At 66.6% G+C, this 15,508-nt stretch carries 15 protein-coding genes; 6 read left to right on the forward strand and 9 right to left on the reverse strand.

Features of this window, described 5'->3' with window-relative positions; genetic code table 11:
- Positions 1-168: 168 nt before the first annotated feature.
- Positions 169-339, reverse strand: coding sequence for a DUF6726 family protein (locus BSE24067_RS32935; protein ID WP_341772568.1), 171 nt, complete (start codon positions 337-339; stop codon positions 169-171).
- A 449-nt stretch (positions 340-788) separates the two neighbouring features.
- Between BSE24067_RS32935 and BSE24067_RS05990 the strand changes: the two genes are divergently transcribed.
- Positions 789-1,229, forward strand: a complete 441-nt coding sequence (locus BSE24067_RS05990; RefSeq protein WP_170297415.1) for a DUF2059 domain-containing protein — start codon at positions 789-791, stop codon at positions 1,227-1,229.
- A 203-nt stretch (positions 1,230-1,432) separates the two neighbouring features.
- Here BSE24067_RS05990 and BSE24067_RS05995 read toward each other — a convergent pair whose 3' ends face one another.
- Both BSE24067_RS05995 and BSE24067_RS06000 read right to left on the reverse strand, forming a co-directional pair.
- The gene (locus BSE24067_RS05995; RefSeq protein WP_151062853.1) at positions 1,433-1,651 is read right to left on the reverse strand and encodes a hypothetical protein; all 219 of its coding nucleotides are present in this window, start codon (positions 1,649-1,651) and stop codon (positions 1,433-1,435) included.
- Between the two features lie 89 nt (positions 1,652-1,740).
- Positions 1,741-2,403, reverse strand: a complete 663-nt coding sequence (locus BSE24067_RS06000; protein WP_151062852.1) for a DUF3313 domain-containing protein — start codon at positions 2,401-2,403, stop codon at positions 1,741-1,743.
- A 229-nt stretch (positions 2,404-2,632) separates the two neighbouring features.
- Between BSE24067_RS06000 and BSE24067_RS06005 the strand changes: the two genes are divergently transcribed.
- Positions 2,633-3,214: a TetR/AcrR family transcriptional regulator gene (locus tag BSE24067_RS06005; protein ID WP_151062851.1), complete on the forward strand. Its 582-nt coding sequence runs from the start codon at positions 2,633-2,635 to the stop codon at positions 3,212-3,214.
- Between the two features lie 337 nt (positions 3,215-3,551).
- On the opposite strand, the gene BSE24067_RS06010 is transcribed toward BSE24067_RS06005, so the two are convergent.
- The 6 genes from BSE24067_RS06010 to BSE24067_RS06035 all read right to left on the reverse strand — a co-directional run bounded on the left by BSE24067_RS06010 (position 3,552) and on the right by BSE24067_RS06035 (position 9,456).
- Positions 3,552-4,259, reverse strand: coding sequence for a substrate-binding domain-containing protein (locus BSE24067_RS06010; protein WP_151062850.1), 708 nt, complete (start codon positions 4,257-4,259; stop codon positions 3,552-3,554).
- A gap of 14 nt (positions 4,260-4,273) precedes the next feature.
- Positions 4,274-4,957, reverse strand: a complete 684-nt coding sequence (ligK, locus tag BSE24067_RS06015; protein WP_151062849.1) for a 4-carboxy-4-hydroxy-2-oxoadipate aldolase/oxaloacetate decarboxylase — start codon at positions 4,955-4,957, stop codon at positions 4,274-4,276.
- A 2-nt stretch (positions 4,958-4,959) separates the two neighbouring features.
- On the reverse strand, positions 4,960-5,985 hold the full coding sequence (locus tag BSE24067_RS06020; protein ID WP_151062848.1) for an amidohydrolase family protein: 1,026 nt from the start codon (positions 5,983-5,985) through the stop codon (positions 4,960-4,962).
- Between the two features lie 73 nt (positions 5,986-6,058).
- Entirely contained in the window at positions 6,059-7,408 is a 1,350-nt protein-coding gene (locus BSE24067_RS06025) for an MFS transporter (RefSeq protein WP_151062920.1), read from the reverse strand.
- A gap of 125 nt (positions 7,409-7,533) precedes the next feature.
- Positions 7,534-8,838 (reverse strand): gallate dioxygenase, encoded by a 1,305-nt coding sequence (locus BSE24067_RS06030; RefSeq protein WP_151062847.1) that lies wholly within the window; start codon positions 8,836-8,838, stop codon positions 7,534-7,536.
- Positions 8,839-8,916: 78 nt separating this feature from the next.
- The gene (locus BSE24067_RS06035; RefSeq protein ID WP_151062846.1) at positions 8,917-9,456 is read right to left on the reverse strand and encodes a DUF1440 domain-containing protein; all 540 of its coding nucleotides are present in this window, start codon (positions 9,454-9,456) and stop codon (positions 8,917-8,919) included.
- A gap of 473 nt (positions 9,457-9,929) precedes the next feature.
- Here BSE24067_RS06035 and BSE24067_RS06040 point away from each other — a divergent pair, with 473 nt between their 5' ends.
- The 4 genes from BSE24067_RS06040 to msrA all read left to right on the forward strand — a co-directional run bounded on the left by BSE24067_RS06040 (position 9,930) and on the right by msrA (position 15,318).
- On the forward strand, positions 9,930-11,180 hold the full coding sequence (locus BSE24067_RS06040) for a LysR family transcriptional regulator (protein ID WP_151062845.1): 1,251 nt from the start codon (positions 9,930-9,932) through the stop codon (positions 11,178-11,180).
- An 871-nt stretch (positions 11,181-12,051) separates the two neighbouring features.
- Complete coding sequence (gene msrB, locus BSE24067_RS06045) at positions 12,052-12,597, forward strand: peptide-methionine (R)-S-oxide reductase MsrB (RefSeq protein WP_151062844.1); 546 nt, start codon at positions 12,052-12,054, stop codon at positions 12,595-12,597.
- A 37-nt stretch (positions 12,598-12,634) separates the two neighbouring features.
- Positions 12,635-14,518, forward strand: a complete 1,884-nt coding sequence (locus BSE24067_RS06050) for a cytochrome c biogenesis protein DipZ (RefSeq protein WP_151062843.1) — start codon at positions 12,635-12,637, stop codon at positions 14,516-14,518.
- A gap of 56 nt (positions 14,519-14,574) precedes the next feature.
- On the forward strand, positions 14,575-15,318 hold the full coding sequence (msrA, locus tag BSE24067_RS06055) for a peptide-methionine (S)-S-oxide reductase MsrA (RefSeq protein WP_151062842.1): 744 nt from the start codon (positions 14,575-14,577) through the stop codon (positions 15,316-15,318).
- Positions 15,319-15,508 lie beyond the last annotated feature (190 nt).

Genomic DNA, 15,508 nt, shown 5'->3' on the forward strand with positions numbered 1-15,508 from the left:
CAACGCGCGAAGCGTCCGCTAGGGGAAAATCCCGACGCGGGTACTTAAGGGAAACTACCGAGAAATCAGGTCGGCGACCGTGTGAACGGCCTTTGAGCCGGGCCGGGATCGAGCAGCAGCGGGCAAGCGCTACTTCGTGTCGCCGAAGCCTGGAAACCGACTCAATACTCACGGATCGATCACGGTCGCACACGCGTCCGTCGGCGCAGCAGCCATGTGCCCCACGACCGGCACGATCTTGATCCCGGCAGACGCGATACGACACGGTGCTGCAGCGAGGCCGCATCCGTCAAGGGCGATACAACCGGCAACGCAAACGGCTCGAACGAACCAGTTCATAGAAACTTCCAGGTAGCGATCCCGCACATCTTCCGGACAGGCCTCATTTGTAGACCTATGCCCGGAACATCATGCTAGCATACAAACCGTCTAGACGGTTTGTATGCTAGCATGATGTTCATGTCGAATCCGTACTCGTGACGACATGCACTGCCTTATCGATCTCTCAATGCGTAACCAACGCTCAAATGACCGTGCCGAGCGCGCAGCAGCCCGTACTCCCTTCTGTCACTTATCGAACCGCGACCATGCGCCACTCGACCACACCCACCGCAAATCCAAGATTTTCAATCGGCCCGTTACTTGTGATTGCAGCCCCGCTTGTTGCATCGCTCGTGAGCGTCCTCATCATCGTGACGGTATTTTCAACCGACGTTCCTTACCTGACGAACGGCTTCTAGCATGGGCCACAAATGAGAAATTCATACGCTATCCTGATCGTGTCATGCATGGCAATGACCGGTTGTGTTTCGACGACACATGCTCAGCTTCGCGGCCTCGACGATCTGAATCGATTCGGCGAGAAGCGCACCCTCTGCCGTCAAGCGCTATCGTCATCAGGCATGGAAGACGATATGGACCAGCGTATCCGCGACCTCGTCGGAAAATCGTACGAGTCCGCCAATCGCAAGCGCTGGCCAAAAGGATCGTCGGACGCCAGCACCTATCGCGAGATGGTGGAAGACACCGTCAATGATCTCAGGGATCCGGTACTCAAGCAGTTGACGGATAGCTGCGCAAGGAATTTCTCGATAGACGAACTCCGTAGCGTCAACGATTTCTATACGAGTCCGGCTGGACAGGCGTGGCTTAGCAAAGGTCGAACTACAATCATGCCGGAGATGGCCAGAGCCGTTTCCCGAATTCAACCCCGGATAGATGAAAACTGACGAAGCGTGGTCGCATGACGCGCATGTTACGGGCGGAGTCCATGCCCGCCGGACGGCACGCCGAAACGGCCCCGCAGGTCGCCGTGCCGGTGTCCAGTCCCGGTGAGGGCACGTGTCTTCGCCGACGCTCTGTTCCGCGCGGCGACGGGGCGATCAATGCGACGCGGGCAGGTGAACTCCATCGCCTGCAGTCGCATGCGCGTTCATTCAAAGAGGTTCTGGATGCCCGTCTGGAAGCCCAGCACGAGCGTCAGATAGAACAGCGACGCGAAGACACCGGCCATCGTACCGAAAATGTCCCGCGCAAGCGCGCCACGGATCATGTGAGCAGGAATCCCGATCGCCACATAGGCAACCAGGAACACGATCGAAACCATGAGCGGTGGTGGCGTCGTAAGAACGAGATAGGCGATTTCGCGCATACTCCCGGCTCCTTGTCGATGTCGGTCAGGTCATCCGCGATGTCTCGACATCGACCGGCGGCGTTGCGGCGAGCGTGACATCTTCGCCATCACCGGAGCTCGGTGACGAGCGCATCCGCGCCCTTGTCGATACCGGTCCGGGCCGCACTCAGCGAACCAAACGCGGCCGGCAGGTTCATGGCGTTCGGATACTGTTTTGTCACGTACGCAAGCAGCAGTTCGCCGCTCGTGCTGTCGTAGACTTCGACGGCGTATGACACCGAACCGCTGAACGCGCCCTTGCCGCTCCGAATTGCCTGCACGCCGTTATACAGATTGCCGGCGATATCGAAATGCATGGCTTGTCCGACAACCGCCGTGGTCTTCTCCGCGCCCGTGAGCGTGAGCCGCACGCGCAGCGTCGCAGGGGACGGCTTGGCAGCGGCCTGGAAGCGCTTCGAGAGTTTGTCGGCAAACACCTTCCCCATGTAAGTGGCAAGCGCCGCCTTGTCCTCGGCCTTCAAGTCGCCGAACTGATTGTCCTGACCGGCATACACGACGACCGGATCCACCATCACCTGCCGGTAGCGCGACCAGTCGACGCTTGGCGCATATCGGTACGGCACCTTTGCGGGGTCGCCGCCGCGGTTCGGTGCCAACTGAGATGAGGATGCAATGCCCGAATAGGCAGCGGGCTGCACACCGGCGCATGCGGCCAACGTCAACACCGTGACGCCTGCAAAAATAAGAGAGCTGAATTTGGTAGTGAGCATGTCGGATTCCGTGGGAGATGCCCCCGGCCGGCGCCGGAGGTGAAAGTGAGCTGATGCGGCAGTAGCGTAGCATCGCGCCCCGCGGATGTAAACCGTCTATCCGGTTTGTTTTATGAAAGAAGGTCGGGAAGGTACAATGTCACGCTTGGCAGCGGGATAGCTCGGTCGAGCTCATCTCGCCCTACCGCACCCTCACCGCGCACCAGCGCGACGCCATCGTGACAACTCAATGGACAATCAGACCCGCTCGGAAATTTCCCGCAAGAAGGCAATCGATGCAGCACTCAGCATCCTCACACGTGATGGTGTCGGTGGATTGACGTTCGACGCGCTCTCGCGTGAAAGCGGGATCAGCAAAGGAGGATTACTGCATCAGTTCCGTACCAAGCAGGGCGTGCTCTCGGCGCTTCTCGAATTCCAGCAGCAGCAATTCGAACAGTTTCACCGCGATTATCTTGTGAACGAAGGTGTGTCGAAGGCGGAACCGACCCTCGCTGCCCAGATCGCGATTTTCCGGGAAGCCATCAATCAACCGAATTCGGTCGCGCGCGCCGTACTGGCAGCAATCATCGAAAGCCCCGAATTGCTCGAGGGCCGGGAGAGCAGCGATGCCGACAAGTTGACGACAATGGAGAAGGAGTCAAGCGACTTCGAGCTCTCATTGCTTCGCTACTTCGCGGCGAGCGGCATAGCGTTCAACGTGCTGCTTGGTCTGATGCCTCTGACCGGCGCCATGCGAAACCGGCTTTTCGCCCGCCTGCTGGACGAGGAAAGCTGGCAAGCCAAGGCGGTCAAGCCGAAACGGAAGTGATCGGTCGTTCTCTCGACTTCGTGGTCTGAATCAGTACGTGAGGCAAAGCAGCGTGCGACCCGTCGGCGCACCGCGCCGACGGCGCATTGCGCTGGAGGATCCCGCTCGGGCCGATGCCGTCCGCGATTCGCGGGCTGCAGAATCCCGTCTGGGCACAGTCTGCTTCATGCGCGTCGTCCGGACCGGACGACGCGGCGACGTTGTATTGATTCTTCGATAGATCTGTGAGCTGGATCACCCCTCACTGCTTCATCAGCATAACGAAGCTCGATGCGCGAGCCCGTTGCGAAGAACGGCAAATCCCATCCAGTTCGTTTATCGATTGGCCGCGTCAGCCTTATGCAGGCTCCATCCCGTGTTCGCGCTTGATGTGCGCGACTTGCGGCGACGCCAGATACGCGAGGAACCGCGCCGCGGTGACGCGATCGTGCGCGACAGCGCAGACCGCGGCGGCGAACACCGTCACCGCCTGCACGGCCCCAGGCAGCGCACCGACGATTGAGACGCCCGGCACGTGCATCAGCTCGCTCATCTGCTGAAAGCCGAGCTCGACGTCGCCGGATGCGATCAACGCGCCGACCGGCACGCCCGGTGGGGCCTGCACGACACGCGGTGCGATCGCGTCGATGATGCCCCAGCGGGCGAACAGGCGCGTCAGGTGCGTGCCGCTCGGCCCGGTCGAATAGCCAATCCGGCCTGCGCCCAGGATCGCATCGCGCAACGCGGCTTCGGTACCGATGTCCGGCCGCCGCGCGCCGCTCGCGACCGCCACCGCGATGCCCGAGCGCGCAACGTCCACGCGACTGCCCGGCTCGACGTGACCGTCCGCCGCAAGCCGCTCGATCGCATCGGACGCGAGCACGACGACATCGAACGGCTCGCCGTCGCGCACGCGCCGCGCGGCGTCGACGCCGCCGACTGACGTGATCGCGACGCGCGCGCCTGTGTCGCGCTCGTAAGCGGCGGCAAGCCGCGCGAGCACCGGCCGCGTCGCCATCGACGAGATGCCCGTGACGGCCAGCGCCGCTTGCGGTGTCTGCATCATCGCGTCCCCCTGAATCAGTCGATGTAGCGCAGGCCGGCCTGACGCAGCGGCTCGCGCATGTCGTACATGTCGAGGCCGAGCACGCCGGACGCGAGCTTCGCGCGCTTCGCCGCTTCGTTGGCTTCGCGGGCCGCCGCCTTCTCGAGCACCTGCGCGGCGCGCGCGGCCGGCACCACGGCCACGCCATCGTCGTCCGCGACGATCACGTCGCCGGGGTAGACGAGCGCCCCTGCACATACGACGGGCACGTTCACCGAGCCGAGCGTCGCCTTGATCGTGCCTTTCGCCGAAATCGCCTTGCTCCAGACCGGGAACTGCATCGCGTCGAGCACCGCGACGTCGCGCACGCCGGCATCGATGATCAGCGCGTGCGCGCCGCGTGCCTTGAAGCTCGTCGCGAGCAAGTCGCCGAAATAGCCGTCCGTGCAATCCGCGGTGATGGCCGCGACGACCACATCGCCCGGCCGGATCTGTTCGGCCGCGACGTGCATCATCCAGTTGTCGCCCGGATGCAGCAGCACCGTGACGGCCGTGCCGGACGCCTGCGCACGCGGATAGATCGGCCGCATGTAGGGCTTCAGCAGCCCCGTGCGGCCCATCGCCTCGTGCACCGTCGCCGAGCCGAGCGCGCCGAGCCGCGCCGCCACATCCTGGTCCGCACGCTGGATCGTGCGGTACACCACACCGAGTTCAGTCATGATCAAAGCCCCTTCGCCTTCAGTTGCGCATCCAGGCGCGGATACACGCGCCGCGCATTGCCCTCGTAGATCTTGTGACGCGCTTGCTCATCGAGCGACGATGCGTCGATGTAGCGCTTCGTGTCGTCGTAGTAGTGACCGGTTTCCGGATCGATGCCGCGCACCGCGCCGATCATCTCGCTCGCGAACAGGAGGTTGTCGACCGGAATCACGCCGGTCAGCAGGTCGATGCCGGGTTGGTGATACACGCACGTATCGAAGAACACGTTGTTCAGCAGATGACCCTTCAGCGGCGGCTTCTTCAGTTCCTGCGCGAGCCCGCGGAACCGTCCCCAGTGATACGGCACCGCACCGCCGCCGTGCGGGATCACGAAGCGCAGTGTCGGGAAATCGCGGAACAGGTCGGAGGTCAGGCACTGCATGAACGCCGTGGTGTCGGCGTTCAGGTAGTGCGCGCCCGTCGTATGGAAGCATGCGTTGCAGCTCGTGCTCACGTGGATCATCGCGGGAATGTCGTACTCGACCATCTTCTCGTAGATCGGGTACCAGTAGCGGTCCGACAGCGGCGGGCTCGTCCAGTGGCCGCCGGACGGATCCGGATTCAGGTTGATCGCGACGTTGCCGTATTCCTCGACGCAGCGCACGAGTTCCGGAATGCAGGTCGCGACATCGACGCCCGGGCTTTGCGGCAGCATCGCGGCCGGCACGAAGTGATCGGGAAACAGTCGATGGACGCGATGGCACAGCTCGTTGCACACGGCAGCCCACGTGCTCGACACCGCGAAGTCGCCGATGTGATGCGCCATGAAGCTCGCGCGCGGGCTGAAGATCGTCAGGTCGAGGCCGCGTTCGCGCATCAGCCGCAACTGGTTATGTTCGATCGATTCGCGAAGTTCGTCGTCGCTGATGTTCAGCTCGGCCACCTTCGGTTGCTCCGACGGACTGCCGAGCGCCGCGATCTGGCGATCGCGCCACGCTTCGAGCGCCTTCGGCGCGGTTGTGTAGTGACCGTGGATATCGATGATCATTGATGCTCCTGCATTGGATGAAGTGTCCGGCACCCTGCCGACCGCCGCGCCGGACGGCGGTGTGCGACGTGCGTCAGTGCGCCGGGTTTTCGAGTTCCTGCGGTTCGGGCACGGCCGGACGCTGCGTCGTCATGATCGCGATGGCCGCCAGCGTGGCCGGCACCGCGAGCATCGACAGGATCGCGTCGAACTTCCAGCCGACGCCGAGCAGCGCACCACCGATGGCCGAGCCGAAGATGCTGCCGAAGCGGCCCATCCCGAGCATCCAGCTCACGCCTGTTGCGCGTGCCACGGTCGGATAGCGGCCCGGCGCATACGCATTCAGCCCGGTCTGCGCGCCGCTCATGCAGAAGCCGGCCGCGAACACCAGCAGCGCGAGCGACGACGACAACGCACCGGCCCAGGCGAGCACCGCAACGCACAGCCCGCCGCCGAGATACGCGGCGCCGATCACCGGCGCCGGCCGCACGCGATCCATCAGCCAGCCCACGCCGATCGCACCGATCGTGCCGCCGATCTGGAACATCGCGGTCACGTTCGCGGCCGTGCTGACGGATAACCCGGCATCCTTGATTAGCGTCGGCAGCCAGCCGGTCAACAGGTAGATCACGAGCAGCCCCATGAAGTACGTGATCCACAGCGACAGCGTCACGCGGCCATAGCCTTGCGAGAACAGCACGCCGATCGGCTTGCGTGTCGGCAGCGGCGGCTCGTTCGACACGAACGTCTCGTTGCCGGTGAACCGGGCGCCGCACACGCGGTTCAGCAGCGCGCCGATGCGTTGCGACGGCGCGCCGCGCACGGCGAGGAGCCGCGCCGATTCGGGCAGCAGCCACAACTGCAGTGGAATCAGCAGCAGCGGCAGCGCACCGCCGAACAGCAGCACCGTACGCCAGCCGTGCAGTGGAATCAGCCAGCCGGCGACGAAGCCGATCAGCGCCGAGCCGAGGTTGAAGCCCGTAAACATCACGGTGATCATCAGCGCCCGCATCCGCTGCGGCGCGTATTCGGACAGCAGCGTCGTCGTGTTGGGCATCGCCGCGCCCAGCCCGATGCCGGTCAGCAGCCGCAGCACCGCCATCTCGAACGGCGCCTGCGCGTGCGCGGTCACGATCGTGAACACGCCGAACAGGAACACCGACGCGATCAGCACGCGCTTGCGGCCGAACCGGTCGGCGCTCGGGCCGGCCAGCAGCGCGCCGATCACGAGCCCGATCGGTGCCGCGCTCATCACCAGCCCGAACTCGGGACGCGAGATCGCCCAGTCGCGAATCACCGACGGCGCGACGAATCCCATGATCGCGACGTCCATTCCGTCGGCGATCACGACGAGGCAGCACAGCACGACCAGCAACCACTGGTAGCGCGACACGGGCCGCTCGTCGATGAACGACTTGATGTCGATTGTCTTTCCACCTGCCATCATGAATCTCCTGTCTCCTTGGCGACGATCGGCCAATCGATTCGTCATCCTATTTATATGAGCCGTTTCGCTTCCGGCGTTCCGGTCGCGCAGGCGCGGCGATTCCGCGCGCGCCCTCGTCTTCGTTACGTGTTGCCCGGCTGGTCCGCGCCGTCCCAGCCGAGCGGCCCCGCGCTCTTGCCGGCCACCGAGTACAGCGCGCCCGGCGCGTTGCGCGTGCGCTGGAAGTCCTCCAGCGATTCGCCGCGCATCGCCGCATAGATATGCAGGTTCGATACGCCCGTCACCGCGCCGAGCTTCTCCAGCAGGAAGAAGATCACGCCGTAGCGCAGCAGGCCGAGCCAGTCGCGCCGGCGGAGCAGGTCGCGCTCCTCCGTGCTGAGGTCCGCGGCCGCGAAGCTCGCTTCGGGATCGCTCAGGAACCGCGCGCGATGGGCGGCCTCGATCATCCGGTGCAGATAGTCGTTGATCCGGTACGCGCGCACGGCCCGCTCGATCGTGAACGGATAGGTGCCGGGCAGTTGCTCGACGCCGGCGAGTTCGGCCGCGATCCGTTGCCGGTGGCGCTCTGTCGCCGCCTCGTCGACTTCAGTGTCCGCCGGCTCGTAGACGGCCGTCGCGATCCCCGTCATCGACGGCAGGTAGTAGCTGCGGTGGCGGCACACGACGCCCGCCGGCAAAGCGCCGCGCATCGTGAGCCACATCACGACCTCGGCGCCCTCGAAGCCGCCGAGCGTCGCGTATTCGCCGAGCGGCATGCCGGCCAGGCGCTCGGGGTCGCGCTCGAGCAGATCGAGGAAACGTGCGTCCCATTCGGGATTGTTGAAGCCCGAGCGCTCGCCGTGCACCTGGTGCGACAACCCGCCGGTCGCGACGATCGCGACGCGCAGGTCTTCCGGATAGCTTTCGATCGCGCGGCGCAGCGCCTGGCCGAGCCGGTAGAAGCGGCGTGCGGACGGCACTGGCAGCTGCAGCACGCCCATCTGCAGCGGCACCAGTTGCACCGGCCAGTCGGGGCGGTGCGGACACAGCACCGACAGCGGCGAGAAGCAGCCATGGTCGAGCGGCTTGTTCTGGAAGAACGACATGTCGAACTCGTCCGCCATCAGCGACTGGCCGATATGCGCGGCGAGCGCCGGATGGCCGGCGACCGGCGGGAGGTCGCGCGCGCCGCCGCCTTCGTCCGCCGGATGCCACTGCGGCCCGACGCCGAGCGAGAACGCCGAATAGTGATCGAAGAAGAACGACGTCACGTGATCGTTGTAGATGAACAGCAGCACGTCGGGACGCTTGTCGGCGAGCCACGCGGCCAGCGGCGCGAAGTTTTCGAAGATCGGCGCCCAAACCGGATCGTCGTGCTTGTTCTTGTCGAACGCGAACCCGATCGTGGGCGTGTGGGAGGCCGCGATGCCTCCGATAATCCGTGCCATGCCAATGCTCCTTCGTGATGCTCTGATGCGGTCCGGCCGCGCCGTCCGTTGCTGATTGAATGCGTGCTCGTTCGTTCGCTACGCGCGCCCGTGCCGCTGCGGCGCAAGGCTGCGCTTGACGACCAGGGCGAGCGGAACGGCGAATACGAAATGCGACATGAACCCGCCGATGATCACGTTCGGGTCGAAATAGTTCGGATGATTGCTCGACGCGATCATGATCAGCGCGTGCATCACGATCCACGCGACGATCGCGAAGAACAGCGCGACGAACGTCGCCTCGAAGCCGCGCAGGCGGAACCACGGCCAGATCGCCGCGAACACGATGCCCCACGACAGCGCGAACGCGAAATGGATCGCGGTGCCGATGAAGTATGCGCCCATGCCGAGCGCGTCCTGTGCGGCCCTGCCGAACACGAGCCCCGTCGCGTTGCGCGGGATGCCGGCAAGCGGCATCAGATGCTGCGCGCCGACCCACACGAGCGCCTCGTAGACCCAGATCAGCACCGCGCCCGCGAAGCCGCCGCGAATGCCCGCGCGTACCGTGGCGGAAAGCGGCGTGCCGTCTGCCGATGCGCCCGCCGATCCGCCTGCTCCGATGATGTGCTGTCGTCCCATTGCGCTGCCTCGCTCGTAGTTGCAGGTGCCGCGCCGCGCGCCAGCCCCCTTTCGTGATCGGGCGAACAATGAATCAGATGGGGGCCCGATGCGCCGGCAACCGCGTGCTTGCGGCTCCCGGGATTGAAATTACTCAGTCGCGGCCGGAGCAACACAGTCAGGGTAAACCCTTGCAATCCGATGAAACCGCATATCCGGCAAGCTCTTAACCGGCATGCGCACCGCGTCGCCGCTGGCCCGGAAGCCCGCCGGATATGGCGCTCGCGCGGCCGCGTCCGGCGGCGAGCGAGCCGCGGCCAGTCGCTCGTCGATTCACATCCGATAAATAAAACAGATGGACCGATAAGCAGGACGCAAGCTCCGCGGCCACCGTTCCGGTAAAGTCGTTCAACCCGCTGCGCCGCCGGCGCAGGCCGCACGGATGCACGCATGTCGTATGCTCGGCCGCCGCGACGCACACCGCCCGAACACCCATGGACAACACCGACCTTCCGAATCTCGCCTGCCTGTACGCGGTGCAGCGCGTTGCCGAAACGGGCAGCGTGAGCCGTGCCGCCGCGACGCTGTTTCGCGCGCAGTCGGCCGTCACGCGTGCGGTGCAGGAACTCGAAACGGCCGTCGGCGAAGCGCTGTTCGACCGCAAGCCGTCCGGCATGCTGGCGACGCCGGTCGGCCGTGCGGTGCTCAAGCGCGGAGAGCGCGTGATCGCCGAACTCGGCGCGCTCGCGAACTGGTGCGCGCTGCGCCAGTCGCGCCGCCGCGCATCGGCCGACGGGGGCCTGCCGGCTTACCTGCTCAACACGCGGCGGCTCCTGCTGTTCTCGACGCTCGCGCGGCACCGTCACATGCCGAGCGCCGCGCGTGCGCTCGGCGTCACGCAGCCGGCCGTCAGCAGCGCGATCCGGATTCTCGAGAGCGGCGCGGGTTTCGCGCTGTTCCATCGGCATCCGCGCGGCCTGCTGCTGACAGCCGACGGCGAGACGTTCCTGCTGCACGTGCGGCGCGCGCTGAACGAACTGCGGCACGTCGCCGACGACGTCGCGGCGCTGCACGGCAGCATCCAGGGTGTCGTGACCGTCGGCGCGCTGCCGCTCGGCCGCACGCTGATGCTGCCCGAAGCGATCGCGCGCGTCGTCACGCGGTTTCCGAAGGTGCACGTGATCACCGACGAAAGCGCGTACGAGGCGCTCGTCGCCGGCGTACGCGCGGGTGACATCGACTTCATCCTCGGCGCGCTGCGCGCGAGCGATCCGGCGAACGACCTCGAGAACGAACGGTTGATGTCCGAGAACCTCGTCGTGCTCGCGCGCCACAATCACCCGCTCGCCGGCGTGCGCAACCTCACGCTCGCGAGCCTCGTCGGTGCGCAATGGATCCTGCCGCGCAGCCACTCGCCCGCGCTCGGGCTGTTCGAATCGCTGTTCCGGCGCATGAAACTCAAGCCGCCGATGCCGACGGTCGAGAGCGCCGACCTTGCGATAATACGCGGCCTGCTGCTGCACACGGACATGCTCGCGGTGCTGTCCGCGCAGCAGTTGCACTACGAATGCGAAGCGGGGCTGCTGGTCGTGCTCGATGTGCCGCTGCGCGAAACGACTCGGGACATCGGGCTGATGACGCGCGCCGGCAGCCCGCCGTCGCCGGCCGCGCGCGCGTTGATCGACGCGATTCGTGTGGTGGCGACCGAGGTCGCACGCACGCCGCACGCTAAACGTGGACGGTGAACGTGTCTCCGCGCTCGCCGTAAAACACGCCGGCATCGCGCATGAATGGTTTCAGGAACGGGAGATCACAGGCAAATTGTTGGACGGTGGAGGTATCTCTACTGAGGTGGTTCGCTTCGCCGACGTGCCTGCCTTCGTCATTCTGAAAGCCTCGGCGCTAGACCTGCGGCGCGCTCGATCGATAGCTCTGTCACAGAAGATGCCGCGCCACTGCTCGTCCCACCAGGTCGGATCCGGTATTGCGCCGCGGGCGGGACCGGGCCCTGTGAGTCGCACTTGCCCCGTCCGCAGCGGCCGCCCCCGCTGGAGTACTACAAAATCAGTTAGAACGAGTCGCGAGTTCCATGGCGCGGGCAGACCTGTCCCGAAATGAAGGGGAACATGGCCCTTACCATGAGCGCATTGCGCCCCTCTTTCACTGCACAACCGCGCACGTCCTAACTCGCCCCCTGAAGTTGCTACGAAACAACTGTCAAACTTCGCGTCCAAACGCGCACCACACGTCGGTCGCGCTAGCTTGCAAACTCATCCGTCTATCAACGCGCATCACGCGCTCGGCGTGATGCACGACCGCCGTCAAACAACGCTCGTGTCCCTGTCCGATTCGACCGGCAAGCCAAACTCCGGATTCGCCGCGCCTCTCGACGAACCCTAAAAAGACACTAAAAATCACGGCGCGAACGAGTGCTCGGTAAACATGGGCGGCTCCCCCGCTCGAAGGCCCTTGCCAGCTGGAGCTTCGACGGATTCCGGCGCACCTCGACGCAACATCCCAAACTTCACGATTCATTTAACTTTCCGTGAGGACTTCGACACCGCCCGCTGCCTACTCTGTGCGCATGTTTTCAGGACCTGCTTCCAGGAGCCGACCATGCCAACCCGCAGACATCTGCTGTTCGCCGGCGCCACCGGCGTTGCCGCGCTCGCGGCGCTGTCGTCCACCGGCCGCCGCGCGTTCGTCGGCCGTGTATTCGCCGCGCCGCCCGCCACGCCCGGCCACGCTGACGCAGCGACGGCCGCCCCGTTCGAAATCACCCGCAGCGACGCCGAATGGCGCCGCCGCCTCACGCCCGCGCAGTACACCGTGCTGCGCAACGCCGGGACCGAGCCGCCGTACAGCAGCCCGCTGAACGGCGAGCACCGCCGCGGCACCTTCGCGTGCGCCGGCTGCGACCTCGCGCTGTTCTCGTCGGCCGCCAAGTTCGACAGCCACACCGGCTGGCCGAGCTTCTGGAAGCCGCTCGACCATGCGGTCGCGACCGCGGCCGATGCGTCGTACGGGATGATGCGCACCGAAGTGCACTGCCGCCGCTGCGGCGGCCACCTCGGCCACGTGTTCGACGACGGCCCGCCGCCCACCGGCCTGCGCTACTGCATGAACGGGCTCGCGCTCGCCTTCCACCCGGCCGCTGCCTGACGGGCGGCCGCTACCCTGAACGACCGGAGACTGCCCCATGCTGCTCATCGTCCTCGCCTATCTCGGCGGCGTGCTCACGATCCTGAGCCCGTGCATCTTGCCCGTGCTGCCGTTCGTGTTCGCGCGCGCCGACCAGCCGTTCATGCGTACCGGCCTGCCGCTGCTGATCGGCATGGCGCTCACGTTCGCCGTCGTCGCGACGCTCGCTGCCGTCGGCGGCGGCTGGGTCGCGCAGGCCAACCAGGCCGGCCGCTGGCTCGCCATCGTGCTGCTCGCGGTGTTCGGACTGACGCTGCTGCTGCCGCGCGTCGCCGAACACCTGACGCGCCCGCTCGTCGCCGCCGGCAACCGGCTCACCGGCTTCGCGCAGCGCGACGGCCGCGCGGCCGGCCCCGTGTCGTCGCTGCTGCTCGGTGTCGCCACGGGCCTGCTGTGGGCGCCGTGCGCGGGCCCGATCCTGGGGCTCGTGCTGACCGGTGCCGCGCTGCGCGGCGCGAGCGTCGGCACGACGCTGCTGCTCATTGCATATGCGGCCGGCGCGGCGACGTCGCTCGGCGTCGCACTGGTGATCGGCGGCAAGGTGTTCGCCGCGATGAAGCGCTCGCTCGGCGCCGGCGAATGGATCCGGCGCGCGATCGGCGCGGCGCTGCTGGCCGGCGTCGGCGCGATCGCGCTCGGCCTCGATACGGGCGCGCTCGCCCAACTGTCGACCGTCACGACAGGCGGCCTCGAGACGAAGCTCGTCGACCGGCTCGGCGGACGCGCGCACGGCACGCCGGCGGCCATGACCGCGACGAACGATGCGGCGACCGGCAACGGCGGTGCAGCGGCCGGCGTGGCGAACGGCGCGATGATGGCCGCGACGTCCGACGGCGCCCCGGCCGCCGGCAGCGCGATGATGCGCGCCGCCGACACGTCGCCGGCAATGCGCGCGCCGGGCGCGCTGCCCGTCGAAGGCACGCTGCCGTCGCTCGACGGCGCGGTGCAGTGGCTGAACTCGCCGCCGCTGACGGCGGCCGGCCTGCGCGGCAAGGTCGTGCTCGTCGATTTCTGGACGTATTCGTGCATCAACTGCCTGCGCACACTGCCGTACACCACCGCGTGGGCGCGCAAGTACGCGCCGTACGGGCTCGTCGTGATCGGCGTGCACGCGCCGGAGTTCGCGTTCGAGCGCGACATCGGCAACGTGAAGAAGGCCGTGCACGACCTCGGCATCGACTATCCGGTCGCGATCGACAACGGCTATGCGATCTGGCGCGCGTTCGGCAACGAATACTGGCCCGCGCACTACTTCGTCGACGCGCAAGGCCGGATCCGCCATCACCACTTCGGCGAAGGCGAATACGCGCAGTCGGAACGCGCGATCCAGTCGCTGCTCGCCGAAGCCGGCCATCCGGAAGCGCTGAACGTGCCGCTTGGCCTCTCAGGCACACCGCCGAAGGGCGCGCTCGCCGCAGCCGACAGCGCCGACGTGCGCTCGCCCGAAACCTATGTCGGCTATGCGCGCGCCGAAGACTTCGCATCGCCGGGCGGCGTCGTGCGCGACACCGCGCACCGGTACGACGCGCCCGCGCACCCCGACCTGAACGATTGGGGCCTCGCCGGCACGTGGCAAGTCGGCGCCGAGCGCGCGACGCTCGCGGCGCCGGCCGGCAGCATCGTCTATCGCTTCCATGCGCGCGACCTGCACCTCGTGCTCGGCCCCGGCGCGAACGGCAAGCCGGTGCGCTTTCGCGTGACGCTCGACGGCGCGGCGCCCGGTGCGGCACACGGAGCCGACGTCGACGCGCAAGGCTACGGCACCGTCACCGGCCAACGCCTGTATCAGCTGGTGCGGCAGCCGGGCGCGATCGCGGACCGCACGTTCTCGATCGAGTTTCTCGACCCCGGCGTCGATGCGTATGCGTTCACGTTCGGTTGAGCGTGTGTGACGCGCATGAGCACCGTATTCTGTCCCGCATTTAGAAGGAGCAATTCATGATCCCGACTTCCACTCGCGATTCCGCCCCGCGGCGACGGTCCGCGATGCTGCGCCGCATCGGCGCGATCGCCGTCGCGGCCGCCGCCTTGTTCGGCTACCAGCGCATCGTCAGCTCCGCGGAGCCGATGCGCACCGTGCCCGCGCCGGCGCTCGACGAAACACCGGGCTCGTCCCACGACGAAACCGCCGTGTTCGCCGGCGGCTGCTTCTGGGGCGTGCAGGGCGTGTTCGAACACGTGAAGGGCGTGAAGCAGGTCACGGCCGGCTATGCGGGCGGCGCGTCCGAAACCGCGCACTACGCGCTCGTCGGCACCGGGCTGACCGGCCACGCGGAATCGGTGCGCATCGTCTACGATCCGACGCAGATCACGTATGGCCGGCTGCTGCAGGTGTTCTTCTCGGTCGCGCACGATCCGACCGAGCTGAATCGCCAGGGTCCCGACGAAGGCTCGCAATACCGGTCCGCGATCTTCCCGACCACCGCGCAGCAGCGGGCCGTCGCGACCGCGTACATCGCGCAGCTCGGCGCCGCGCACACGTTCCCGGCGCCGGTCGTCACGCGCGTCGAGCCGTACAAGGGCTTCTATGCGGCCGAGGCGTATCACCAGAACTACCTCGAGCTGCATCCGGACGCGCCGTACATCGTATACAACGACCTGCCGAAGGTCGCCGGGCTGAAGCAGCGCTTCCCGGCGCTGTACCGCGCCGACGCGGTGCTGTGGCGCGACGCGCGGCTGTGACCGAACGGCCGGCGACGCGCGGCGGCCGGCGCGCGGCATGAGCGCGGCGCGTCACCCCGCGCCGCCGCCCGCGTTTGCGCTGCATCAACGAAACGCACGCCGCCGCGACCGGGCAAACCCGCATCGGCTCAGCTTCACGGGTCAACTTCGCGTAGACTTCTCCAGATCAGTCCCCGCCGCGCGTCGCGCG

Origin of the sequence: Burkholderia latens, assembly GCF_902499045.1 — a bacterium.
GTDB lineage: Bacteria > Pseudomonadota > Gammaproteobacteria > Burkholderiales > Burkholderiaceae > Burkholderia > Burkholderia latens.